The sequence below is a fragment of the Desulfobacterales bacterium genome (assembly GCA_034520365.1).
In the GTDB taxonomy this organism is placed as follows: Bacteria; Desulfobacterota; Desulfobacteria; order Desulfobacterales; family Desulfosalsimonadaceae; genus M55B175.
This window is the reverse complement of sequence record JAXHNP010000003.1, coordinates 368,240-390,873: the sequence shown is the minus strand read 5'-3', so window position 1 is coordinate 390,873 and position 22,634 is coordinate 368,240. Positions and strand designations below refer to the sequence as shown.

General features: G+C 46.5%; 28 protein-coding genes. 24 read left to right on the top strand and 4 right to left on the bottom strand.

Annotated features, from left to right (window positions below; genetic code table 11):
• The first annotated feature begins 9 nt into the window (after positions 1-9).
• The 18 genes from U5L07_05080 (at position 10) to U5L07_04995 (ending at position 17,122) form a co-directional block, all read left to right on the top strand.
• On the top strand, positions 10-885 hold the full coding sequence (locus U5L07_05080; GenBank protein ID MDZ7831101.1) for a hypothetical protein: 876 nt from the start codon (positions 10-12) through the stop codon (positions 883-885).
• Positions 886-924: 39 nt separating this feature from the next.
• Positions 925-2,112 carry a glycosyltransferase family 4 protein gene (locus tag U5L07_05075; protein ID MDZ7831100.1) on the top strand — a complete coding sequence of 396 codons (1,188 nt, stop codon included), beginning with the start codon at positions 925-927 and terminating at the stop codon, positions 2,110-2,112.
• A complete protein-coding gene (locus tag U5L07_05070) occupies positions 2,112-2,948 on the top strand; it encodes a polysaccharide deacetylase family protein (protein MDZ7831099.1) in 837 nt (278 codons plus the stop codon). The genes U5L07_05075 and U5L07_05070 overlap by 1 nt, the downstream gene beginning before the upstream one ends.
• Entirely contained in the window at positions 2,941-4,077 is a 1,137-nt protein-coding gene (locus U5L07_05065) for a glycosyltransferase (protein ID MDZ7831098.1), read from the top strand. The genes U5L07_05070 and U5L07_05065 overlap by 8 nt, the downstream gene beginning before the upstream one ends.
• The gene (locus U5L07_05060) at positions 4,074-5,120 is read left to right on the top strand and encodes a GNAT family N-acetyltransferase (GenBank protein MDZ7831097.1); all 1,047 of its coding nucleotides are present in this window, start codon (positions 4,074-4,076) and stop codon (positions 5,118-5,120) included. Before U5L07_05065 ends, U5L07_05060 begins: the two co-directional genes overlap by 4 nt.
• A gap of 71 nt (positions 5,121-5,191) precedes the next feature.
• Entirely contained in the window at positions 5,192-6,541 is a 1,350-nt protein-coding gene (locus tag U5L07_05055; protein MDZ7831096.1) for an O-antigen ligase family protein, read from the top strand.
• A gap of 70 nt (positions 6,542-6,611) precedes the next feature.
• A complete protein-coding gene (locus U5L07_05050; protein ID MDZ7831095.1) occupies positions 6,612-7,655 on the top strand; it encodes a glycosyltransferase in 1,044 nt (347 codons plus the stop codon).
• A 26-nt stretch (positions 7,656-7,681) separates the two neighbouring features.
• Positions 7,682-8,740: a glycosyltransferase family 2 protein gene (locus U5L07_05045; GenBank protein ID MDZ7831094.1), complete on the top strand. Its 1,059-nt coding sequence runs from the start codon at positions 7,682-7,684 to the stop codon at positions 8,738-8,740.
• On the top strand, positions 8,737-9,438 hold the full coding sequence (locus tag U5L07_05040) for a class I SAM-dependent methyltransferase (GenBank protein MDZ7831093.1): 702 nt from the start codon (positions 8,737-8,739) through the stop codon (positions 9,436-9,438). Before U5L07_05045 ends, U5L07_05040 begins: the two co-directional genes overlap by 4 nt.
• Before the next feature lie 145 nt (positions 9,439-9,583).
• Entirely contained in the window at positions 9,584-10,204 is a 621-nt protein-coding gene (locus U5L07_05035) for a sugar transferase (GenBank protein MDZ7831092.1), read from the top strand.
• A gap of 59 nt (positions 10,205-10,263) precedes the next feature.
• The gene (locus tag U5L07_05030; protein ID MDZ7831091.1) at positions 10,264-11,391 is read left to right on the top strand and encodes a DegT/DnrJ/EryC1/StrS family aminotransferase; all 1,128 of its coding nucleotides are present in this window, start codon (positions 10,264-10,266) and stop codon (positions 11,389-11,391) included.
• A gap of 72 nt (positions 11,392-11,463) precedes the next feature.
• A complete protein-coding gene (locus U5L07_05025) occupies positions 11,464-13,392 on the top strand; it encodes a nucleoside-diphosphate sugar epimerase/dehydratase (GenBank protein ID MDZ7831090.1) in 1,929 nt (642 codons plus the stop codon).
• A gap of 77 nt (positions 13,393-13,469) precedes the next feature.
• Positions 13,470-14,630, top strand: a complete 1,161-nt coding sequence (locus tag U5L07_05020; GenBank protein ID MDZ7831089.1) for a nucleotidyltransferase family protein — start codon at positions 13,470-13,472, stop codon at positions 14,628-14,630.
• Positions 14,631-14,948: 318 nt separating this feature from the next.
• A complete protein-coding gene (locus tag U5L07_05015) occupies positions 14,949-15,431 on the top strand; it encodes a hypothetical protein (GenBank protein ID MDZ7831088.1) in 483 nt (160 codons plus the stop codon).
• A 13-nt stretch (positions 15,432-15,444) separates the two neighbouring features.
• Positions 15,445-15,585 (top strand): hypothetical protein, encoded by a 141-nt coding sequence (locus U5L07_05010; protein ID MDZ7831087.1) that lies wholly within the window; start codon positions 15,445-15,447, stop codon positions 15,583-15,585.
• A 591-nt stretch (positions 15,586-16,176) separates the two neighbouring features.
• Positions 16,177-16,407, top strand: a complete 231-nt coding sequence (locus tag U5L07_05005; GenBank protein MDZ7831086.1) for a DUF433 domain-containing protein — start codon at positions 16,177-16,179, stop codon at positions 16,405-16,407.
• A 62-nt stretch (positions 16,408-16,469) separates the two neighbouring features.
• Positions 16,470-16,757, top strand: a complete 288-nt coding sequence (locus U5L07_05000; GenBank protein MDZ7831085.1) for a hypothetical protein — start codon at positions 16,470-16,472, stop codon at positions 16,755-16,757.
• A 110-nt stretch (positions 16,758-16,867) separates the two neighbouring features.
• Positions 16,868-17,122, top strand: a complete 255-nt coding sequence (locus U5L07_04995; protein ID MDZ7831084.1) for a UPF0175 family protein — start codon at positions 16,868-16,870, stop codon at positions 17,120-17,122.
• Between the two features lie 112 nt (positions 17,123-17,234).
• Here U5L07_04995 and U5L07_04990 read toward each other — a convergent pair whose 3' ends face one another.
• Positions 17,235-17,609 (bottom strand): PIN domain-containing protein, encoded by a 375-nt coding sequence (locus U5L07_04990; protein ID MDZ7831083.1) that lies wholly within the window; start codon positions 17,607-17,609, stop codon positions 17,235-17,237.
• A gap of 80 nt (positions 17,610-17,689) precedes the next feature.
• Between U5L07_04990 and U5L07_04985 the strand changes: the two genes are divergently transcribed.
• Positions 17,690-17,893 (top strand): hypothetical protein, encoded by a 204-nt coding sequence (locus U5L07_04985; protein MDZ7831082.1) that lies wholly within the window; start codon positions 17,690-17,692, stop codon positions 17,891-17,893.
• Here the strand turns inward: U5L07_04985 and U5L07_04980 are convergent.
• Together U5L07_04980 and U5L07_04975 are read right to left on the bottom strand one after the other, a co-directional pair.
• Entirely contained in the window at positions 17,885-18,109 is a 225-nt protein-coding gene (locus U5L07_04980) for a hypothetical protein (protein MDZ7831081.1), read from the bottom strand. The genes U5L07_04985 and U5L07_04980 overlap by 9 nt on opposite strands.
• On the bottom strand, positions 18,099-18,359 hold the full coding sequence (locus U5L07_04975) for a BrnT family toxin (protein ID MDZ7831080.1): 261 nt from the start codon (positions 18,357-18,359) through the stop codon (positions 18,099-18,101). The genes U5L07_04980 and U5L07_04975 overlap by 11 nt, the downstream gene beginning before the upstream one ends.
• A 526-nt stretch (positions 18,360-18,885) precedes the next feature.
• Between U5L07_04975 and U5L07_04970 the strand changes: the two genes are divergently transcribed.
• The gene (locus U5L07_04970) at positions 18,886-19,104 is read left to right on the top strand and encodes a type II toxin-antitoxin system HicB family antitoxin (protein MDZ7831079.1); all 219 of its coding nucleotides are present in this window, start codon (positions 18,886-18,888) and stop codon (positions 19,102-19,104) included.
• A gap of 167 nt (positions 19,105-19,271) precedes the next feature.
• Here the strand turns inward: U5L07_04970 and U5L07_04965 are convergent, their stop codons facing one another.
• Positions 19,272-19,550, bottom strand: a complete 279-nt coding sequence (locus U5L07_04965; GenBank protein MDZ7831078.1) for an antitoxin — start codon at positions 19,548-19,550, stop codon at positions 19,272-19,274.
• 440 nt (positions 19,551-19,990) lie between these two features.
• On the opposite strand from U5L07_04965, the gene U5L07_04960 reads away from it, so the two are divergent.
• The 4 genes from U5L07_04960 (at position 19,991) to U5L07_04945 (ending at position 22,476) form a co-directional block, all read left to right on the top strand.
• Positions 19,991-20,218, top strand: a complete 228-nt coding sequence (locus tag U5L07_04960; protein ID MDZ7831077.1) for a hypothetical protein — start codon at positions 19,991-19,993, stop codon at positions 20,216-20,218.
• A complete protein-coding gene (locus U5L07_04955) occupies positions 20,218-20,583 on the top strand; it encodes a type II toxin-antitoxin system VapC family toxin (GenBank protein ID MDZ7831076.1) in 366 nt (121 codons plus the stop codon). The genes U5L07_04960 and U5L07_04955 overlap by 1 nt, the downstream gene beginning before the upstream one ends.
• Before the next feature lie 1,289 nt (positions 20,584-21,872).
• Complete coding sequence (locus U5L07_04950) at positions 21,873-22,151, top strand: hypothetical protein (protein MDZ7831075.1); 279 nt, start codon at positions 21,873-21,875, stop codon at positions 22,149-22,151.
• Positions 22,120-22,476 carry a helix-turn-helix transcriptional regulator gene (locus tag U5L07_04945; GenBank protein MDZ7831074.1) on the top strand — a complete coding sequence of 119 codons (357 nt, stop codon included), beginning with the start codon at positions 22,120-22,122 and terminating at the stop codon, positions 22,474-22,476. Before U5L07_04950 ends, U5L07_04945 begins: the two co-directional genes overlap by 32 nt.
• Positions 22,477-22,634 lie beyond the last annotated feature (158 nt).

Genomic DNA, 22,634 nt, shown 5'->3' with positions numbered 1-22,634 from the left:
ATGGCCAAAATGGCCGTCGACATAACCAGGCGCATGGGCAAGAAAGCGATCATCGTTCTGGACGCCTATTTTGCCGTGGGTCCTGTATTTTCGATCGTGAGGAAACTCGTGGATGACAATGGCCACCGCCTGCTTCATGTGATTACCATGGCCAAAAGCAACGTTGTTGGCTACGAGCCGCCGCCGCCAAGCACCGGCAAACGCGGCAGGCCCCGGACATATGGCCCCAAACGAAAGCTTGCGGATTTGTTCGAAACCGAAGTATTCGAGCAGGTGCGCCTTGAGATTTATGGGCAAAGCAAAATCATATCCGTTTTATGCCTTGACCTGATCTGGCGGCCCATTCAGGAGAAAGTCCGATTTGTACTTGTTTGCGATGGCGACCAACGATTTATTCTGATGTGCTCGGATTTAAAGCTTCCGGCAGCCGATATCATCCGGGCCTACAGTTATCGATTCAAGATCGAGGTCAGTTTTAAAGTTCTCAAGCATCTGATCGGTGCTTTTTATTATCGGTTTTGGACCAGTGTGTGGCCGCGGGCCGGAAGGCAAACCAAAAGTGATTTGTCGGCAATCGATAACCCTCGGTCTAAACGCTTGGTTCGGGAAGCAATTGATGCGCTTGAAGCTTTTGTTAATTTTGGCTGTATCGCCACCGGCATGCTTCAGATCCTGGCATTGAATTGCCACCAATCGATCTGGAAGAAATACCAAGGGTGGCTGCGAACCGTCACTTCGGCGATACCATCGGAAGAAGTGGTGCAGGCCGTCATCCAGATGGAATACTACCATAATTTTCGCTTTTTCAGGAATAGCGCGATTTACCGAATAATTATGTCAAAGGGCAAAAAGGCCAATGATTGCGAAATGCCGCTTGCGGCATAAGGCATTTAAACTTTAGACTGTTGAGTTACTAAACCAAGCATGAATTTATTGATGATCTCTCACAAGGAGATGTGGGCTGATCCGGATGACCCCGGTCGCTACGTCACGGTCGGCGGCTTCCCTTACCACTTGCGAGCATGTGCAGAGCTATTTGATTCTAGCTGTTTAATCGCTACGTTGCGAAGTGCTAAGCCTATTAGCGGTGTACAACCTCTTAGCGGTCGGGGCCTTCGTCGGATCATTGCGCTACCCGAACCGGCCGGCAAAAACACTTCTCGCAAGATTGCAATGCTTTATTGGCTGCCTTTATATCTGCCTGTGATTTGGAAATCAATCCGGCGGGCAGACGCCGTGCATGCACTTGTGCCAGGAGATGTCGGGATGATTGGGCTCCTGCTTGCACTGATGCAGCGCAAGGCGCTTTTTGTGAGGCATTGCGGGACATGGGGAAAACCAAAAACAATTGCAGATCACTTCCTTTTGTGGCTCTTGGAACGTATCGCAGGCGGACGAAATGTCGTAATGGCCACCGGTGGCGGTGCCATCTCGCCTTCCGAGAGAAATCTCCACATAAAATGGATACACTCAACCACCCTTACCCGCGATGAGCTTGACCAAATACCAAAGAAGAGAGCCTGGAAGCCTGGAATGCCCCTTCATCTAGTAACGGTTGGCCGGGTTACGAATGAAAAAAATATGATAGCAACCATCAGGGCATTACCTGATATTTTGAAACACTACAGCAACACCATCCTACATATTGTCGGTGACGGCCCTGCGTTGGGTTATTTAAAAAGCGAAGCAGCAGTACTGAAAGTCAGTAAAAATGTTAAGTTCCATGGAAATGTTTCGCATGACCGGGTTATGGAAATCCTGCATCAAGGTCATCTCTTTTTGTTTCCTACCCTGGTAAAAGAAGGATTCCCAAAGGCCGTTCTGGAAGCTCTTGCCTGCGGATTGCCTGTCATTGCCACTGCAGTGTCGGTTTTGCCCCATTTGATCGCCCAACGGAATGGGATAGTGCTGGACAACCCTACTCCGGAGGCATTGAGCGATGCCGTTAATAGAATAATTTCTGAACCGGAACAATTTTATGCGATGGTTCAATCCGCGCAAGAAACCAGCCGCGAATTCACCCTTGAAAAATGGCAAAGCATTATCGCTGATCGGCTGAAGGCGGCCTGGGGGCAACCGCTTCGTGGTAAAGCGAAGGAAATGGTCTCATAATGGAGTTTCGCGATGCAGGTACACGATGCCTCTGGCGAATCGGTATCTTGGAACTATCTCGCCACCTGTTCGGGAAAAAGGGACGTTTTGTTCTTGAATTCCATGGTATTTTTAGCCATCGGAGTTCCAAGCTGCCTGCCGACGCCCAGCCCGGTTTAAGCGCTGAAGAACTTTCGACCATTTTGAAATGGGTTGGGGGTCGTTTTCGATTTTTAACTCCTGAAGAGTTTTTAAAAGGATCTGCCCCTGGGGTACTGCTCACTTTTGACGATGGATTAGCCAGTACCTTTAAATGTGGCGTTCCTATTTTGGAACGCTATAAAGCCCCGGCTATTTTTTTTGTGTCCACGCAGCATGTCCCTCAACCCGCTGATTGGCTGCCCGCCAACCGCAAATTGGCTGATCAGTACTGGCCGAAAGGCGAATTTGATGAGCATACCTATGAACTTTTCAATGGCATGGATGAAAAACAATTAGCTAAAGCCGGGGCGCATTCACTAATTACTGTAGGGTGCCATACGGTTTCGCATCCCTTTTTAACACAATGCGACTTGAGCCAGCTTAAGTATGAAATTGAGGCGTCCCGGCAATATCTCGAAGATATATCCGGGCAGAGAGTTGACTATTTTGCGTACCCCACCGGCGATTATGACCGGAGTGTTGCAGAGGCGGTTATGTCGGCAGGATATCGAGCGGCTTTTGCTGAGCTTTCAAAAAATATCGGGCTGCCCGCTTATGAAATACCGCGAGTTGGTATTTACCGGTCTGAAACCGCTTACCTTGCTGCTAAATTAAGCGGTTTACATCAGAAGCCGGTTTCAACCATTTATGATTAGGGAGCCTCAAAAAATTACTGTTGTCGCTTTGATCGGTCAATTGGGCCGCGGCGGATCGGAGCGGCAACTGACGCTGATCATGAGTCACCTTGACTCCAGGCAGTTCAACCGGCATGTCGTTGTTTTTAATCCCAGCTCATATGATGTTTACGATGAGCAGCTCCGATCGGCAGGCGTGCATGTCTGGGCTATGCCAAGCGAATGCCGAAGCATTTCAAGGCGCATGCTTTATTTATTTAGATTATTACGCCAATTGCGAGCTGATGTGGTTCATTCCTGGACGCTAAACGACAATCCTTACGCCGGTATCGTCGGCTGGCTCTCGGGGGTGCCTGTTCGGTGGGGGGCGCTAAGGGGTTCTCTGAATCTGCCGGGGTTTCACGAAATGTCATCAGTCTTTAAATGGCTCTCGTTGCACAGTGTCAAATGCCATGTTGTTAATTCCAAATCTCTGGTCGAGGAATTAGCAGCCAGAGGCGTTGCGAGACCCCGCATTTTTTTTCTCCGCAACGCTGTTGAGCCGGCTACAGACTTTAGAGCGCCGGTTGATCTTTCAGACGTTGGAATTTCCGATCACCATAAGGTCATCGGATTGATTGGAAATCTTCGGCCGGTTAAGAATCATCGACTTTTCATAGAGGCAATGGCCCGCCTTGCGCATCACTTCCCGGAGACACGCGGGCTAATAGTTGGTCAGGCGCTGCCTGATGCCCCGGATTATCCTGCTTTTCTGCAGCAACATATTGATAGACTGGGTTTGACCGGCAAAGTTATCATGACGGGCTTCAGATCCGACATATTCAGCCTGCTTCATCGTTTTGACGTCTCCTGCTTAACATCTTCCATGGAGGGCACACCAAATGCGCTGATCGAAGCAATGGCGGCAGGCAGGCCCGTGGTGGCGACAGCAGTTGGAGGTGTACCGGAGCTGATAACTCATGAAGAAACTGGTCTTTTAGTGGCCCCTGATGATGCCGAAGGGCTAAGTGCCGCGCTCAGGCGTGTTTTGACTGATTCAAGCTTAAGAAATCGTATTTCGGGTAAAGCAAAGAGAATGGTAATGAATAAATTTGAAAGCTCGGTAGTCGCGTCTGAGTTGGGACGTGCATATAAGGCTGCTTTGGCATGACAAAACCATTTACGATTGTGACCGGAGATGATGTCGATAAAACCAGTTTGGCACATTTTCTTCAACGCGTATATTCTCCGGAAAAATATCAATTCGTAATGAATCATGGCGAATGGCTATACCGGGGAGGTGTTAACCAGTGGATTGTGCAGACAGATAAAGAGATTGTGGCATATTGTGCAGTGATTCCCGTGCTTTGTTCACTATACGGAATGCCGGAATCTGCACTATGGTGGGTTGACCTGATAGTTCATCCTAAATATCGGGGAAAGGGCATTCAGACACTGATTGACCAGCGCATGCGCGAGGTGGGAGGCATTAAGTTAGGCTTTCCCAACGCCCTGGCTGCAAAAATCCATCGAAAGCACGACTGGGTCGTGCGTGAAGACGGGGATGTCCTGCTCTTGCCATTGCGCCCTATTAAGGTTAATAAGATCCGAAGGTCAAAGGGGCTGACAGGTGTTTTGCTGCGAACAGCAGCAACAATTATGCTGCCCGCTGCATGGTGGTGGAGAAAACGAATCCTTGCTGAAAGAACGGATAATGCCAGATGCATAACGAATCCATCGCCATCGGTACTTGCTGATCTGTTTGAACGATTTAAATTTCAGTACCCGGTAACAATTTACCGGGATGAGTCTTTTTGGCGGTGGCGCTATTTATCTGCCCCCTATCGATCTGAGCTTTCCTTTTACCTTGCGGGAAACCCCGATTCTCCTTCGCACTGCTTAGTAACCCGTAGCTTGCAAACAGATGGTATCCCATCTATGCGTATTCTTGATATCTTCGGCGACTTGAAAGATATTGGAGGTTTTCGGCAGGCTTTGGCATTATCAATTCAGGACGCAATAGAAAGAGATGCCGCCCAGGTGACAGCAATTAATTTTTTACTGGCTTTGAATCCGGTATGGCGTCAGTTGTGTTTTTTTGTCAGAACGACAGGACGTTTTTGTTGTCACAGTGACAATGATACTTTGATGAAATCAATGATGAAGCAACAGCATTGGGTATTGGGCGACAGTGACAACGATGCCGCAGCCTAATAAAAATACATCAATTACGAAACTCATATCCAGAACATGGATACTGGGGTCGATCAGCAGTACTTGAAATAATGATTGCAAATAACACGAGAACAAATTTTAAACGCCTGCCGGTAGGGGATCGGACATTATTTTTCCTTTTCGCCCACATTCCCTTGGCTTATCTGGTAAATAAAAGCGCCTATGCTGCAACTGCTTACGCACTTTTTTTATTATTTTTAGGATTGTCTTATTTATCCAAACGCTCAAATGAATTCAAATTCATTTGCCTTGTTTCCTACATGTCCAGTGCCGAAGTTTTATGGCGAATGGGGCATGCAAAAGTATTCTGGGAATATGGTAAGTACGGGATCGGTTTTCTGCTTGTTTTCGCTTTACTTAAAACAAAAAGGATCAAAAGGTCTGATCAAAAGGCGCTAATTTATTTCCTTCTTTTAATTCCATCCATATTTGTCATGCCATATTTTGATAGAGAATTGATCAGTTTCAATTTGAGCGGCCCTTTTTTGTTATCTCTTGCCGTATTGTACTTCAGCACGGTAAAATTTAATCAGCATCAGACTGTTATCCTGTTGACAGCATTGTTGGCACCTCTAATCGGAGCAGCTTTTCTTGCCACATCCGGCACTATGGCTCTTGGTCACGTCACTATCACTGAATCCAGCAAACTCACCTCTGCAGGGTATGGCCCGAATCAAATGTCTTCAATGCTTGGATTAGGTGCTTTGGTTGCTTTTCTGTTGACCTTAATGACTAAAGAGAAAAGGACTTTTTCAATACTGATGGCATGCATATGTATCTGGATGCTAACGCAATGTGCGTTGACCTTTTCCAGAGGAGGTTTCTGGAGTGCGATAGGCGCCATGGCGATATTATCGTTTTATTTATTACAATCAAGAAAGTATAAAAAGTACCTGTTGGTGACGCTGGCCTTGTCTTTAATTGTTATCCAGTTGGTAGTTCTTCCAGGTATCGAGCAATTAACGCAAGGTTCGGTATCCTCTCGTATGCAAAGTACAGACCTCACGGGTAGAGATAAAATAATAAGATCGGAATGGGCGGTATTTAAGGATAATCCCATTTTTGGTGTTGGGCCTGGAATGGCTTATGATCTGCGCGCACTTTATTTTAAAGCTTCTCATGCGCATACGGAATACACTAGACTTTTAGCTGAACATGGCATTTTTGGTGCCTTGGCCATTATTTTGCTGTTTTTTATAATTTTGAAAAATTTCAGTAAAGGTGGCGTTTTTGGAAGGGCATTAAGTCTTTCTTTCCAATTTTGGGCCATGATATTCATGCTGCATGCTGCAATGCGACTTGCCGCATGTCCTTTTGTTTTTGGGCTGGGTACTGCGATATTTGCTGGAGAAATATATTTGCAATCGCAAAATAGATCTTTGAAGCCACATTTAGCATGATCCGATTGGACTACTGTTTGCCAAGGATTTACTCATACAGTTTTTAAACACAGAGATTTAAGATTTTCAATTGCAGGTTTTATTCTTAACGGGAATGTATCCCAATTTGATCAATCCCCTTAACGGGGCGATTGTTGAAGCTCAGCGGCAGGCCCTGGAGGCGTTGGGGGTTAAGACCGGTTTGGTGCACCTTAGGCCGAAAGATAGAACAGAACTGCTGAATGCGCTATCCAAACTCAGACAATCCTTGAGGAATTCTGAATATGACTTGGTTCATGTGCATTATGGTTTATCGGCGCTGGTGCTGAGTTTATTTCAGAACCTCCCGGTTGTGGCAACATTTCATGGTACGGATGTTAACGGCGTTTCTTTGAAATCCAAAAACGGCAGTAATATTGCAAGACAAATCCTTTTTTCACTTGCAGCCCGGCTCAACCGCCAATTATCGAGGTCCGCAAGTGCTGTAATCGTGATGTCCCATGAAATGAAAGCCAGACTCCCCTCAGCGGTTCATCCAAAAACATGGGTTGCGCCCATGGGCGTCGATACCCGATTTTTTTTTCAACGCTCAAGACAGGAGGCAAGGGAAAAATTGGGGTGGGTTGACGAACCGGTTGTCGTTTTTTGTAATAATAACAGCGAAGCCGTAAAACGGCAGGATCTTGCTGAAAAGGCGGTTGCGGTAGCCAGAAAATCGTTCCCGTCACTAAAATTGTTTATTCTTAAAGGCATTGCACGCGAAAAGGTGCCCTGGGTTTTAAGTGCTGCAGATTGTCTATTAGTGACGTCTGATAAGGAAGGCTCACCGAATATTGTTCGAGAAAGCCTGGCCTGTAACCTGCCTTTGGTTTCCGTTCCGGTAGGGGATTTAAAAGAGCTGATATCTGATCACCCATCTGCGGGCATTCTCACCGAGCGCAATCCGGATTCAATTGCAAACGGAATGATGGACGTTTTGGCGCGCGAGCGTCCAGACAATCTGAAGGCTATTATTCAGGGTCATACGGCTGCCGCCAATGCGTTACGGATAAAAAGAATATATGAACAGGTGCTGGAAAATCGAAGCAACACGAATTATAGTGCGTTTTCTGATGCAAGACCAACGGGAAATTAAATTCTTACTGAAATTGCGGGTAATAAATGACAGATCCAATCAAAACGCGTCCTGAGGCTGAAATTAGCGTTATTGTACCCTGCAGAAATGAGAAATCATATATAGAAAGTGCTCTGATTTCCATCATCAACCAAGGTGGCGTTGACGGCACGTTTGAAATTCTGGTTGCCGATGGAATGAGCGATGACGGCACGCGTACTGTTTTAGAAAATATCGCGGATAGAGACTCAAGAATTCGAGTTATCGATAATCCGGGCAAAATCGTCTCAACAGGATTGAATGCGGCTATCAAAGCTGCAAAAGGCGAAATCATCATTCGCATGGATTGCCATACAGAATATGCAAAGGATTACATTGCTCAATGCATGGATGCGTTAACCCAAACCGGGGCTGACAATGTCGGCGGTCCTGCGTTAACCCTGGCAAAAAGTTATATGGGGGTGGCAAACACTTTAGCTTACCATTCTCCATTTTCTGTGGGGGGAGCAAAATTTCATGATCCGGACTATGAGGGGTATGTCGACACCGTTACATATGGTTGCTGGAAAAAAACCACATTGCTTAAAATCGACCTTTTTGATGAAGAGCTGGTTCGGAATCAGGATGATGAGTTGAATCTTCGGATAAGGCGCGCCGGTGGTAAAATATGGCAAACCCCGAAAATCCGGTCGTGGTATTATCCGCGATCATCACTTAAAGCATTGTTCAAACAATACATGCAATATGGATATTGGAAAGTCCGGGTTATTCAAAAACATAAATTGCCGGCATCTTTTCGGCATTTGATCCCCGGCGGATTCGTTGTTACACTGCTAATTCTGGCTGTTTTATCTCTCTTTATACAACCTGCCGCATGGGCATTTGCCGTTTTGCTGGCGTGTTATGCGATTGCCAGTTTCGGTGCTTCTTTGATTACCTGTCGGCAGCCTATCCATTGGCAATATCTGCCGGTCATGCCGCTGGTGTTTGGTTGTTATCACTTCGGCTATGGTATCGGGTTTTTAAGAGGCGTATTTGACTTTGTAATCTTGCGGAGGCGGGGCACCCGATCCTTTTCAACACTTACGCGGGCAGGGAAGCCATGAGCAGAGAAATTGATGCAGTGCGCGCTCGATATGATCGCAGGCGGCAACTACCCGAATCATCCCTGTACAGCCCGCTGAACCCATCACATTATCTTTGCATACAGGAAAAAGAACGCGCCCTGATACGGTGGATTAAAACCTGCGGCCTGGCACCGGTGGAAAACCGAAACGTTTTGGAAATCGGCTGTGGGGGTGGGGGCAATCTCCTTCAATTCTTAAAATTGGGTTTTCGCCCGGAGAACCTTGTGGGCAATGAACTGCTGGAAGAACGCTCCAAAAAGGCCCGGGAAATGATGCCGGCGTCAACACGGATTATTTCAGGTGATGCCTTAACCATCGATCTGCCCGAGCAGTCGTTTGACATCGTTTTTCAGTCAACCGTTTTTACATCAATACTGGACAGCGAGTTTCAGTCAAAATTGGCAGGGCGAATGTGGGATCTGGCAAAACCCGGTGGTGGTGTTCTATGGTACGATTTCATTTACAATAATCCGAACAATCCCGATGTTCGTGGTATCGGAATCCGCCGTATACGAGAGTTGTTTCCAAACGGTCAAATCAGCAAGTGGAAGTTAACTCTGGCGCCGCCGATCAGTCGATTTGTAACCAGAATCCACCCCGGGCTTTATTCAGTTTTCAATGCGCTTACTTTCCTTAGGACCCACGTTCTGTGCTGGGTTCAAAAACCCAGCAATTGATAAAGTCGAAACGCGCTGATCTCTTTTCCGCAAAACGATTAGAAATCGCTGGAAAGCCAAATTGTCTATCCTTTTCTGAGTGTTCTTTTTGGTGAACGCTCAAATTCGGACATTTATATAAATTTTCATGGGGTTGCCATCTGTTTTGGAAAGTCTCTCCTACAATCCGTTTATAAAACATACTCTGGACAAAATTTTGGCCTTCACTGCGCTAATATTTTTATCACCGTTTTTGCTTATTATTGCTCTGCTGATTCGCATTGACTCGGTTGGACCTGTTTTGTTCGCTCAAAGGCGCGTCGGGGAAAAACTCCGCTCTTTCATGCTTTATAAATTCCGGACTATGACCTGCCAGACCCAACATGGGTCCACTCAATTCAACCCCGGAGATACCTGCCGTGTGACACGTATCGGCGCAATGCTGCGCAGCACCAAACTCGATGAACTACCGGAACTGTTTAATATTCTGAAAGGGGAGATGAGCATCATTGGCCCGAGACCTGAGGTGCCCAGCTTCGTGGCGATTTATCCGGATGACTTTGGGAAGGTTCTGCAGGCCCGGCCCGGATTGTCTGATTTTGCTTCCATCAAATACCGCAATGAAGAAGTCATCTTAGCGGCGCAAAATGAACCGGAAGTTTATTATCAAGATGTTATTCTGCCGGATAAATTGCGTTTAGCAAAACAGTATGTGGAGAATATTTCATTTAAGACAGATGCAAAAATTATGGCGGCGACGATTACTGGAATTTTGGGGGAAAAATAAAGGTTAAGAACCAAATGCATCATATACCTTTTTCCAAAGTGGATTGCAGCGGCAACGAAATGGCCTATCTCGAAGCCGTATTGAAAAGCGGATGGCTGACCACAGCATCCAAAGCCCAGGAATTTGAAGCAAAATTTTCTGACTGGGTTGGAGCCCGTTATGCCTGTGCCTTAAACTCCTGCACCGCGGCCCTTCACTTGGGCATGGAAAGCCTTGGCATTGAAGCCGGAGATCAAGTGCTGGTGCAGAGTATGACTTTTACTGCTTCAGCCGAGGTTGTTCGTTACTTGGGTGCAGACCCTGTCTTTTTGGACTGTGATTACGGCACGCGTTTGCTTACCCCCGAAATCGTAGCTGCGGGGTTGCGCCAAAATCCTCGGGCCAAGGCATTGGTGGTAGTTCATTTCGGCGGCCATCCGGCGCAGATGACCGACAACGAAAACAGCGAGGGGATTTTGTCCATTTGCCGGCGTCAGGGTGTGAAAATCATCGAGGATGCTGCCCATGCGTTTCCGGCCCGATTAGGCGGGCGGCATATCGGCAGTTTTGGAGATGTGACCTGCTTTAGCTTTTATGCGAATAAGACCGTCACCGCCGGCGAGGGGGGGATGTTGGTTACTAATAATAAAGATATATTTCAACGGGTTAAAACCATGCGTCTACATGGAATTAACCGCGATGTCTGGGATCGATTTACTGCGAATAAGCCAGGCTGGGAATATGACGTGGTGGCACCTGGTTTCAAATACAATATGCCGGATGTGAATGCTGCCATCGGCCTTGCCCAATTGGAGAGAGCTGAGGAATTTCGCATGCAGCGAGAGCGCTGCGCCCGGTTTTACGACAAGCACTTGGCAGGCATTAATTGTATTGATTTACCTTGGCGTTTTTGTGCCTACTCAGACCACTCATGGCATTTATACCCTGTAGTAATAAAAGACAACGCACCAATTGATAGAAATACCTTTATCAAGAAACTGTCACAAGCGGGTATAGGGACATCAGTCCATTACAAGCCGCTCCACCGGATGACTTATTACAAAGAACGTTATAATTTAAATCCTGAAGACTATCCGAATACCGAAATAATCTGGAAAGGCATCGTTTCCTTACCTATTTATCCCATTCTTTCTGATACTGAGTTGTCCTATATTATAGAAAAAATTCATGAATTATTGAGTTCATAGAAGTTTAGGCAATAAACAAAAAGGCTGTAGAAGTTAATTTTTTTAATGTAGATAAAATATTACGAGAAAGCAATGAAGAGACAGCTTAAAAATTTAAATTTTTACATAATTCTTTCTGCAGACATTGGGCTTGCGGCGCTGGCGATGATCTTCGCTTATTTGCTGCGGTTTGAATTTAACTTAAATCAACAGTTAATCGTTCAACTGCTCGGAATTTTGATTTGGCTGGTGCCTTTAAAAATTTTTGTGTTTTTAATTTTCCGCATTTATCGGGGCATGTGGCGCTATGCGGGGTTGGCTGATATCTGGAATCTTTTGAGGGCATCAACCACAGCCTCTCTTTTGGCAGTCGGGGTGATGGTTTTTGTCAATCGCTTTGAGGGATATCCACGGTCTGTTTTTTTAATAGATTACTTTTTGACGGTAGGGTTTTGCGCCGGGCTGCGTATGATCATCCGCTCAGTTTACCAGGAAGGTTATTCGGTTGATTTTAAAAAATGGCAACCATTTGTTTCTAGAAGCCCTGCGGAGGGCAAACGTATATTGATATTAGGAGCAGGGGATTCTGGGGAAAAAACCCTTCGAGAAATCAAAGAAAATCCGGATTTAAATATTTGGGTGGAGGGCTTTTTGGATGATGACGTTGGAAAGCATGGCCGAAGTATCCATGGCGTTTCTGTGCTCGGGCCTTTGTCTAAACTGCCGGATGTGGTAAAGACCCACAAGATAAAAGAGGCGCTTATCGCCATGCCTGCAATGAACGGCTCAATCATCCGACAGGTGGTCAATCTGTGCGAACAGGCAAATGTATCTTATAGAATCCTTCCGGGGATTTATGAGTTAATTGATGGAAAAGTCAGTATCAAGGCATTGCGGGATGTAAGATATGAAGACCTCTTGGGACGCGAGGAGATTAAGCTGGATGTGGAAAATATTACTAGCTTGATTAAGGACAAACGGGTGATGATTACCGGCGCAGGCGGTTCTATTGGAAGCGAGCTGTGCCGGCAGATCCTAAAATATTACCCTGCACAGCTGATCCTTATAGATGCCAACGAGGCCAACCTCTACAGCATCCAGATGGAGTTGAAGCACGACGCGAAATACTTGGATTATTTCACGATTTTAGGCAGCGTGGCGGATCGGTATTTATTAGATAGGATAATGCAAAAGCTGAGTCCCCAAGTGGTGTTTCATTCGGCAGCTTATAAGCATGTGCCCATACTGGAGCGGAATCCTTGGCAGGCGGTTTGGAATAACATCCATGGCACCCAGAATATTATTGAGATGAGTGTGGCGCATAAAGTCGAAGATTTTGTCATGATTTCGACGGATAAGGCAGTACGGCCCACCAATGTCATGGGGGCCTCCAAGCGGGTGGGTGAGCTGATCCTCGCCGCCCATAAAGGGAACGGAACCCGCATGACCGGCGTCCGTTTTGGCAACGTAGTAGGGTCATCCGGTTCCGTGATTCCCCTGTTTCGAAGTCAGATTGCTCGTGGCGGTCCGGTGACGGTAACCCATCCGGAAGTAACTCGCTATTTTATGACCATACCCGAGGCCTGCCAGCTGATTCTTCAGGCCGTTACACTTGAATCTGAGGGCGAAATTTTTATTCTTAAGATGGGGACCCCAGTAAAGATTGCCGATATGGCAAGGGATCTGATTCGTTTGTCCGGCAAAGAACCTGAAAAGGATGTTAAAATTGTTTTCACCGGCCTGCGTCAAGGGGAAAAGCTCTGTGAGGAGCTTATTGCCGAAGGCGAAGGTGTTGTGGAGACTGAGCATGAGAAGGTCATGGTATTGAAAAGTAATGGCGATTGGCATGGTCTTGCGAATCGGAATGCCTTTCATGAATGGCTTTTTAGAGAGATTGAATTGCTCTACCAAGTAGCAGAAAAACAGGATGCAGAAGGCATTCGAAAGCATCTGAAACGCCTTGTGCCGGAATATGTCTGGTATGACAGCTCGGGTGATTGTAAATATCCCAATAAAACATAACACTCCTTTGATGCAGCTCATCTGATATGCCCCTCTATGAAAAGTACTTGCCTACCGCCCAGTAGTCTGAATTAAAGCTGCTTCTTTCAATTGTCCGTTCTGATTTTTCCGCAACCAAGAGTAATAATGCTGTTTTTTTCCGGCTGGCTAATTGGGACTGGCACAGTATTCTCTTTTTTGCATCAACGCAGCGGATTCTGACAATTTTATATCATAACCTGAAGAAAAATGGCCTGACGGGATACCTACCCGTTGATGTTGCGCAGTCATTGAAAGCCAGATATTTGCAAGTAGTCGGAACCAATTTGCGGCTTGTACGTCGGCTGGAGGAGATAATTGCGCTCTTAAATGAACATCAAATACCGGTGGTGCCTTTCAAGGGTCCGCTTTTGGCGCAGCTTATTTATGGAGACACAGGGCTAAGGCTTTTTTCAGATTTGGACATTCTGGTCCCGAGAAGTGAAGCGGTAAAAGGCTGGAAACTGCTTCGCCAATCCGGCTGCGAGCCACAGTCTAGGCATTTCACGGCTGAGCATTTTGCAGTGTATATGAAATATGAAAACGAGGTTGATTTTTACTGCGGCAGCCGAATTTTTATCGACTTTCATTGGGCTTTAACTAGCCATCTGCGCCGGTCGTATGGTTTTGATTTTTGCCGCGACCGGTTAAATCCTCTGGTATTTCAGGGAAAGGATGCCTTGCGCTTATCTGATGAAGATACGGTTTTACATCTGTGCATCCATGGGGCTAATGCTGTCTGGGCATATTTGGAAATGGTATTGTGTGTTGCTGAATATGTGGATCAGCATCCAGATTTAGACTGGGAGCTGGTTCACAGACTTGCGGGGCAGCTACATTGTGAGCGAATGTTATACTTGGGGGTTTTTCTGGCAAAAGACGTTTTTAATATTTCTGTTCCAGAAAATATTTGGAGCAAAATTGAGTGCGACAAAGCTGTTTTTCAACTGGCTAACGCCGCGTTTGCGAATATGCTGCAAAAACAGCAGCCAAAAAGCTCTATTATGGAAGAGCTTGCAAGTATCCCATATCAATTGAAATTGAGGCAGCGGCTTGCCGATAAGATAAGATATATTTTGGATCGGCTGTTATGCCCGAGAAAAAAAGACTGGATGGCGTTCGACTTGAGTCCTCGAATGGCTATGCTTTACGCACTGCTGAGACCTGTGCGGCAAATTCGTGAGATTCTGAAAACCGGGATCGGGGTCGGAAGCGCCTGAATGTAGAGAAACTTTTATAGTGAAAAAGTGTTCAGGTTATTGTGTGATTAGGTGTTTAGGGAGTTGAGGGGGGGGGTGAGCGGATTCCTTTGGTCTCCTTCTCCCGGGGGAGAAGGTTGGGATGAGGGGTGAAAAGATAAGGTGGTGGGGTGGTTAGGAAAAAATAGATTGGGCGGGTAATTAAGGCCGGAAGCCGCGAAAAAGTTATTTGGCGGATGCGCTGGCGCTTATCCGCCCTACGAGGGGTGGGGGGAATGGGTTATTTGGCGGATGCGCTGACGCTTATCCGCCCTACGAGGGGTGGGGGAACATTGTAGGGTGGATAAGCGAGAGCGCATCCACCGATCCACCGATCATGCTTTTTATAGTGACTTTTCAAAAAGACATAAAATAATTGACCGGAATTCATATCGTGTTCATTTATTCGGTGAAAAAGAATATTTCGGTTTTTTTACATTAAGAAACACCTCTCCATTTAACCTGGGGAGGGGCTATATTGCCCCGGATGCCTTTGCCGAGCAGAAGGGTCATTTACTTTTGCAACAAATGCCCAAATTTATATGGGTTGCCGAATACATTGCCAAACCGGAATACCCTGATCATGTGCACTCAAGATTTATTTTCGACGCCACGGCAATGGAATATGCCGGGATTGACATGATGATTTCGGCCAGAACTGGCAATTTGTTTATTTGCGAAGGCAACTCAGTGGAACTTGATAATATTCGAGATCCAATTTACAGGCACAATTTAGCGGAGGCCTATCATGGAATGGGTGAAGAAAATGATGGAAGCCAGTAACAGAAGCCGTGAAATGAAAACGGATCAGGACGTTCAGGAAAAGTTGGAGCATATCGACCGCAAGCTGAAGGAAAACATTCAGGAAAACGTTGAAAAGGACCGTTTGCGGGAACAAAGAACGCTTGAAATCAGCCGGCAGTATTTTCTCGGCTGAGTTTTATGGGCGGATGCCTGGCTGCTTATCCGGCCGGCTTTTACTTTATCATCACTTCAAGACTTATTGCCGGATGCGCTGACGCTTATCCGGCCTACGATAAGGAATGGGTCATTCGGCGGATGCGCTGACGCTTATCCGCCCTACTACAAGACTCCCACTCTTCTTTTTGTTGCACAACATTTTAAATTTCTCCAAGCCTAAAAAACATCAGACTTATTGCCGGATGCGCTGACGCTTATCCGGCCTACGATAAGGAATGGGTCATTCGGCGGATGCGCTGGCGCTTATCCGCCCTACGAGGGGTGGGGGAACATTGTAGGGTGGATAAGCGATAGCGCATCCACCTATCAAAAAAGCGGTAGCGCATCCACCACGAGTCAACCTCCGCCATCACCTACCAATCAAAGGTGCAACTACCATGAGCAATTACCGCCGTGCTGTTGTTCCGGGCGGTGGCCTGCCCTACCGAACACCGAACACCGAACACCGAACACCGACCACCGACCACCGACCACCGAATCGGCTTGTCGTTTTAAGGAGAAGGTAGTATATTCAAAAAAAGAGGTATTTATTTAGGGGGCAAATAAAATGATAAAAGAATCCCGAATTGAATTGCATCCAAAGGTTTGTAACGGAAAGCCGGTGATTAAAGGGACGAGGATTCCTGTATCGGTTATTTTGGAACAAGTGGCAGAGGGTGTATCCTGGGACCAGTTATTGAACGATTACCCGGAATTGCAGAGAGAAGATATTCAGGCAGCATTGGTATATGCCAGGGAAAGTATTGATAATGCTGAAATAAGGGAAATTCATGCCTGAAGGCCTTCGGCTCTACCTTGATCAGATGATACAGAAACATGTGGCAGAAGTGCTTTCAAGAGATGGCTTCAAGACTTATTGGCGGATGCGCTGACGCTTATCCGCCCTACAAGGCTGTTTTGGAAAGAAGAACTTTGGTCACTCTTGACGATCATTTCGGAGACTGGGCTGTTTTGCCTCTGGACAAACATGCCGGGGTAATACGGCTGAAAGTAAACCCCACTACTTCCAAAAACATTTTAAACCTCCTCGTGCCTTTTTTACAGAATACAACCTCGGAAGAGATGGTTAATCATCTTGTAATCCTGTCAGCAAACAAAGAAAAATGGATTTTAACCTCCCGCGGTTGAGCCAGATTTTTGCGGCCGACCACCGAATTGATTTGTTATTCTGAGAGCATGATAATATATTGAAAAGAATAGTATGAAGATGAAGTGTATTTATAGCAAGGAGATTCAATATGTCCACCTCCATTGAAATCCCTGATGATATCATGGAAACAGTAAAATTACCGCCGGATAGGGCCAAACAGGAGCTAACCAAAGAGATGGCCTTCTCTCTTTACCAGCGCAGGCTGTTATCCATGGGCAATGCGCGAAAACTGGCGGGGCTTGACAAATGGGCCTTCATAGCGGGATTGGCTGAGAGGGGAATCGAGCGTCATTATTTTGAGCAGGAACTGCAGGAAGATCTCCAATATGGTAGTGATAAGTAATTCCTCTCCTATTATTCATAGTTTGGGGTCGGACCCATATAACTATTTGAGCTGATTGGATAAATATTATATGCAAAGCATTAATTTTGTCTTAAAATGCACTTTTTAATGCTTAAAACCTCAATGCCCATGTTGCGGGCGAGATGACCGAGCTTTGCGGCATAGGGTTTTTAATCAGCACCTGATCTCCGGTGATCAAAACAGCTGTTGGTTCCGAGGCGAAAAGCGCCCACAGGTGGGCGTCCTGTGGATCCGGAGATGCGTGATACGGATCGGACTGCGGCTCGCGCCAGATAGCGTTGGCCGTGATTTCCGTCAGGAAATGATCAACTTCGGATTCGTTGAGCCCATGGAGGCGGACAAGCCCGGGTCGAAGCAAAACGCCTCTGTATTCAGCCAATAGTTCGGCAGACAAAAGGTAAATCAGATCGCCTTCCAGCATGGCATCGAGAGCCCTGGCAGTCGGGCTGGCGGGCTCGTTGGTGATAAGGTTAAGTGGTTAAGTGGTTGGGTGGTTGTCGATTGTTTATAATGGAATTGGGTGTTTATGGGCTGGGAGGTGAAAGTATGCTGTTTTTTTTAATTCCGGTACTTGTTATTGGAGTTGCGGAGGTGGTGTACTTTGGGTGGGTGCTGTGTTTGGAGAAGGACGGGCGAAAATCGGATGCGGTTATTGTGTTCAGGGGCAGCAGCAAGCGCATTGAGGCCGGTTACAGGCTGGCCAACCAGGGGGTGGCGGCTTTTCTGGCGGAAGACCCAGTGTTAAGATAATTCCTTTAACCGTTCGGCGATCCATATTTTAATGATTGATTGTCTGGGCACACCGAGCCTTTTGGCCTCCTTGTCCAGGCTGTGAAGCATCCATTCGGGAAAATCCACGTTCACTCTTTTTGACTCCTGGCCAGGACGGCGTGTTTTCGTGAGATCCAGGTGTTGGGTTATATTTTCGCCTTTGTCGAATTTTTTATCCAGATCCTCAGCTTTCATAAATTTCGATCTCCTCTTTTCTTGATCTTCTTGCTGAAATAATTCTGATCTTTGTTTGCCTGTAGGTAACAATGACAGACCAATGAATTTTGGAAATTTTACCGATCAGTAAGAATCGGTTTTCATCGATTGTTTTGGCGGGAATTTCCACCCGGTCAGGGGCTTCCCATAGAGCCTGAGCCTCAATGAAGTCAATTCCGTGCTTTTGTTTATTTGCAAGGCTTTTGTTTTCATCAAATTCAAAATTCATGGTATAAAAAATATATAATAATTATACCAAATGTCAATATCGAACCAACGATAAGGTCATTTGGCGGATGCGCTGGCGCTTATCCGCCCTACGAGGGGTGGGGGAGCATTGTAGGGATTGGTGTCAAACCTTGAATTGTGAATTAAGTAGTCGGTGGTCGGTGGTCAGTAGTCGGTGGGCGGTGGTCAGTGGGCGGTGGTCAGAGGGCTTACGGCTTTGCCGTCTGCGGAGGGATGATCAACTGTTGCACCTGTAGCTTGCATTTGAGGTTCAATGAAAAGATAAAGATTGTTACAAAAGATAATCGAAGGTTCCAAGAACATACGATTTGTTGATATGGTTAACTTGGTTGAGGGATTCGGTTTTCGTTTGTCCAGGGTCAAGGGTAGTCACCATATCTTTATTCATCCGGACATTCCGGAACCTGTAAATCTTCAGGATGTAAAAGGCGAAGCGAAGCCCTATCAGGTCAAACAATTCATAAGATAAGTAGAAAAATATAATTTGCACTTGGAGGAAGAATAACATGTCAGATTATCATATTAATATTTTTTATTCCGAAGAAGACCAGGGATATATAGCCGATATTCCCGATCTTCAAGCTTGCTGCGCTTTTGGGGAAACGCCTGAAGAGGCATTGAGGGAGGCATTGGAAGCCAAAAAACTTTGGCTGGATGCTGCCTGGGCCGAAGGCAAGCCTGTTCCCTCCCCCCGCTACCGCCCGGCTATATATGAGGTGGCTTGAGTCGGGAGCCAGGGAGCAAGGGAAGAGGGCAGTGGTCAGTGGGCAGTGGGCAGTGGTCGGTAGGCGGTAGTCGGTGGGCGGTTTGTGCAAATTTAAGGGAGGCATGGGCAAAACCGCCCCCTCCTTCACCACCGACACCTGACTATTGGCAGGCACGGTGGCCTGCCCTACGAAGGGACGAAACATTGTGGCATTGCAGCAAATGCAAGATCGCTGATATCCTCGGGGAAGTCTTCCGCCAGGCGCTGGGCGGAAGCGAAGTAATCCTGCCATGTTTGGGGTTTGGGGGTCAGTATTAAACTTGCGCCCTGTTTGCGTATGATCACTTCACTGGCTTTCATTTCGAACTCCTTGGGCAGGCGCACGGCCTGGTTTTTGCCGTTTCTGAACAATCGGGCGGTCCGGCTGGCAGGGTCCTGATTTTTTGTTGCTGGTTCTTTGTTCATAAAAAACCTCCTATTCAATGGCTTTATTGGCGGTTGCTGGCGTTTATCCGGCCGGCGGTAAGGAATTGATCATTTGGCGGATGCGCTGGCGCTTATCCGCCCTACGAGGGGTGGGGGAACATTGTAGGGTGGATAAGCGATAGCGCATCCACCAATGAGATAATCGATCAGTCTGGGGTCGGACCCATGTAAATGTAAGGGCTAAGGGCTAAGGGCCGAGGAGCAAGGGAAGAGGTCAGAAGGCAGAGGGCGTACGGCTTCGTCTTGCGCTTTTCCGATGGCGTATTTGAGGCGGCCGGTAAGGACGCAGGTGCGGTATTTCTGTAGCTTTCATTCATAAAACCTCAAACAGCATTGACAGGGTCTTGGGCTCTGTCTAATCTAATATAGGTGAGTTAAGTTATGGTCTCGGGATTACGAAAGAAATAAAGGAGCATGTTATGATTAAAGAAATCATCAGGCCAACAACACAAAATTATACCATAAAATTACCCAAGGAATACTTAAATCAAGATATTATGATTCAGGTGTCTCCTGTGCTGCCAACAGAAAATAAAATTGATGAACGTATAGACATAATTAGAAAGACTTCCGGCATATTGGCCGGCAAGAACATTGATCCTGTAAAATGGCAGCAAAAAATTAGGGCTGAGTGGGAAGACCGATAATGAAATATCTGTTGGATTCAAATATCATAATATACCATTTAAACGGTCAATCAACAGCTACAGATTTTATAGCTGAAAATAATGTCAGGTGCGCAATATCTCAAATTACTTTTGTGGAAGTTCTATCTTTTGATTACACCGAGGAAGAGATTTCCCAGGTGCGAGAGCTTCTTGATCAATTCACTGTTTTAGATACCAATAAAGCTGTTGCCATTCAGTGCCTTAAGAACAGGAAGATAAAAAAAATCAAAATTCCGGATAATTTTATTGCTTCTACTGCCCAGGTGAATGATTTAATCCTTGTGACCCGTAATGTGGAAGATTTCAAGCAGTTGGATGTACAACTCCTGAATATTTTCGATTAAGCCGTAAATATTTAAAGTTCAGCTTGTATAATATGTGGATCGTTATTTTTATAATCGGGACGATTCCGCTGGTGTTTGGGGCGGTGCAGCCGGTGGTGTGAAGTTTTTATGCGGCGGTGATGGTGTGTGGGTTTTTGGTGCTGTGGTGGCAAAGAAGGGTGGATTTCAAGTTTTTGAAAAGCCCCTGGGTCTTTTTGACTGCAGGGGCTTTTTTTTCGTGTAATTCCGGGGACAGTATACCTATTTTCATATGAATCTAAAACGGGGTTCGGCCGGGATGGCGGCGGCAGTGGCCGGGGGGCAGCAGAACCGGATTTTTGCTTAATCTTCATCGCTTCAATGTCCCTATGATTGATCTTGAAGAAGAAGAAATGTTGATGGACCTGCAAAATGCCTGAAGTAATTGTCTATCCACGCTTTAAAAAGTAAATCGGCGGATGCGCTGGCGCTTATCCGCCCTACGAGGGGGCGGGGGAATGGGTCAATTGGCGGATGCGCTGACGCTTATCCGCCCTACGAGGGGGCGGGGGAATGTGGTAATAGTAGGGTCGGACCCATGTAACTATTTGAGCTGATTGGATAAATATTATATGCAAAGCATTAATTTTGTCTTAAAATGCACTTTTTAATGCTTAAAACCTCAATGTAAGCCAGCTTTCAAAGATAAAGGAGTTTTTCTCATGGATAAAATCACACCTGAAGTAAGAGATCTTGTAAATCAATTTCTATAAAAATTACGTGATAATAATATCCATGTTGAAAAAGCCCTGGTTTTCGGGAGCCGGGCCAGGGGTGGCGCAGATAATTGGAGCGATATCGACATAGCCCTTGTTTCCAGAGATTTTGAAGGCATTCGATATAAGGACAAGGACAAAATCAGAAGAATTACGCTGTCAGTCAGCCCCATGCTTTCTCCCCTGCCGTTCTGTGCTGAAGATTTTTCTGAAAACGATCCATTTGTTAAGCATATTGTGGAAACGGGAGCAGAGGTGCAGGTGGAGGGCGGAAGACAGAGGGCGGAAGACAGAGGGCAGAAGACAGAGGGCGGAAGGCAGAAGGCGTCGGAAGCCGGAAGGGATTGAAAGGGGGATCAGGAAGTCCAGGCCTCAATTTGCAGATCATCGGGGATTCTTTCGAATTCACGGGTGCAGAGAGGGATTTATGTCAAGAGCCGAGGGTAAAGGGTAAAGGAGCAAGGGAAGAGGTCAGTAGTCAGTGGACTGAGGACGGAAGGGAGAAGGCACATAAGGGTTTGTGTTGACAGTATACCTTTATGGGGTATATTTAATATGAGTTGGGTTGTTGAGTTTACAAACAGGGCGAGAAAACAGAAAGGAAAACTGCCCCGCAGGGTGCAGGCGGTGTTGTTTCAACTGGTGAAAGAAATAGAAAAGGCGGGGCCTGTGCGGGGAGATTGGCCCAACTATTCCAAACTATCCGCCAATATACATCATTGCCACTTAAAGAAGGGTAAACCAAACTATGTTGCTGTCTGGCGGGAAGTGGAAGGCAGCATCCGGGTTGTGGAGGTAATTTATGCCGGAAGCCACGAAAAAGCACCATACTGATGATGAAATCGTGACCCTGACGCTGCGGGTCAGCAGACGTAATGCAGCCAGGATTCGGGAGTATGCAAGGGCTGTTGAGTCTGATAAAGAACGTACATATTCGGTTGAGGAAGTGTTTCCCGAATATATCGGGCGCGAACAGCACGTGGCTATGCGTGCCTATAGGATTCGTGAAGGATTTACGCAGAAACAATTGTCTGAATTAACGGGTATTCCGCAGCGGCACATCAGCGAGATGGAAAACGGCAAGCGCGGCATTGGTAAAGAGCGCGCCCGTAAGCTGGCAGATGCGTTGCATGTGGAGGATTATCGGTTTTTGTTGTAGTTGGAGGTCGGAGGGCGGAGGTCGGAAGACTGAAGGCAGATAGATCATGACAGAAATAAAACATGAACATCTTATCTCCGAGATAAAAAACCTGAAGCTTGCAGATCAGCTCCGGCTCCTGGAGGAAGTAGCTGGTGTGGCAGAATGTGAAGAACGGA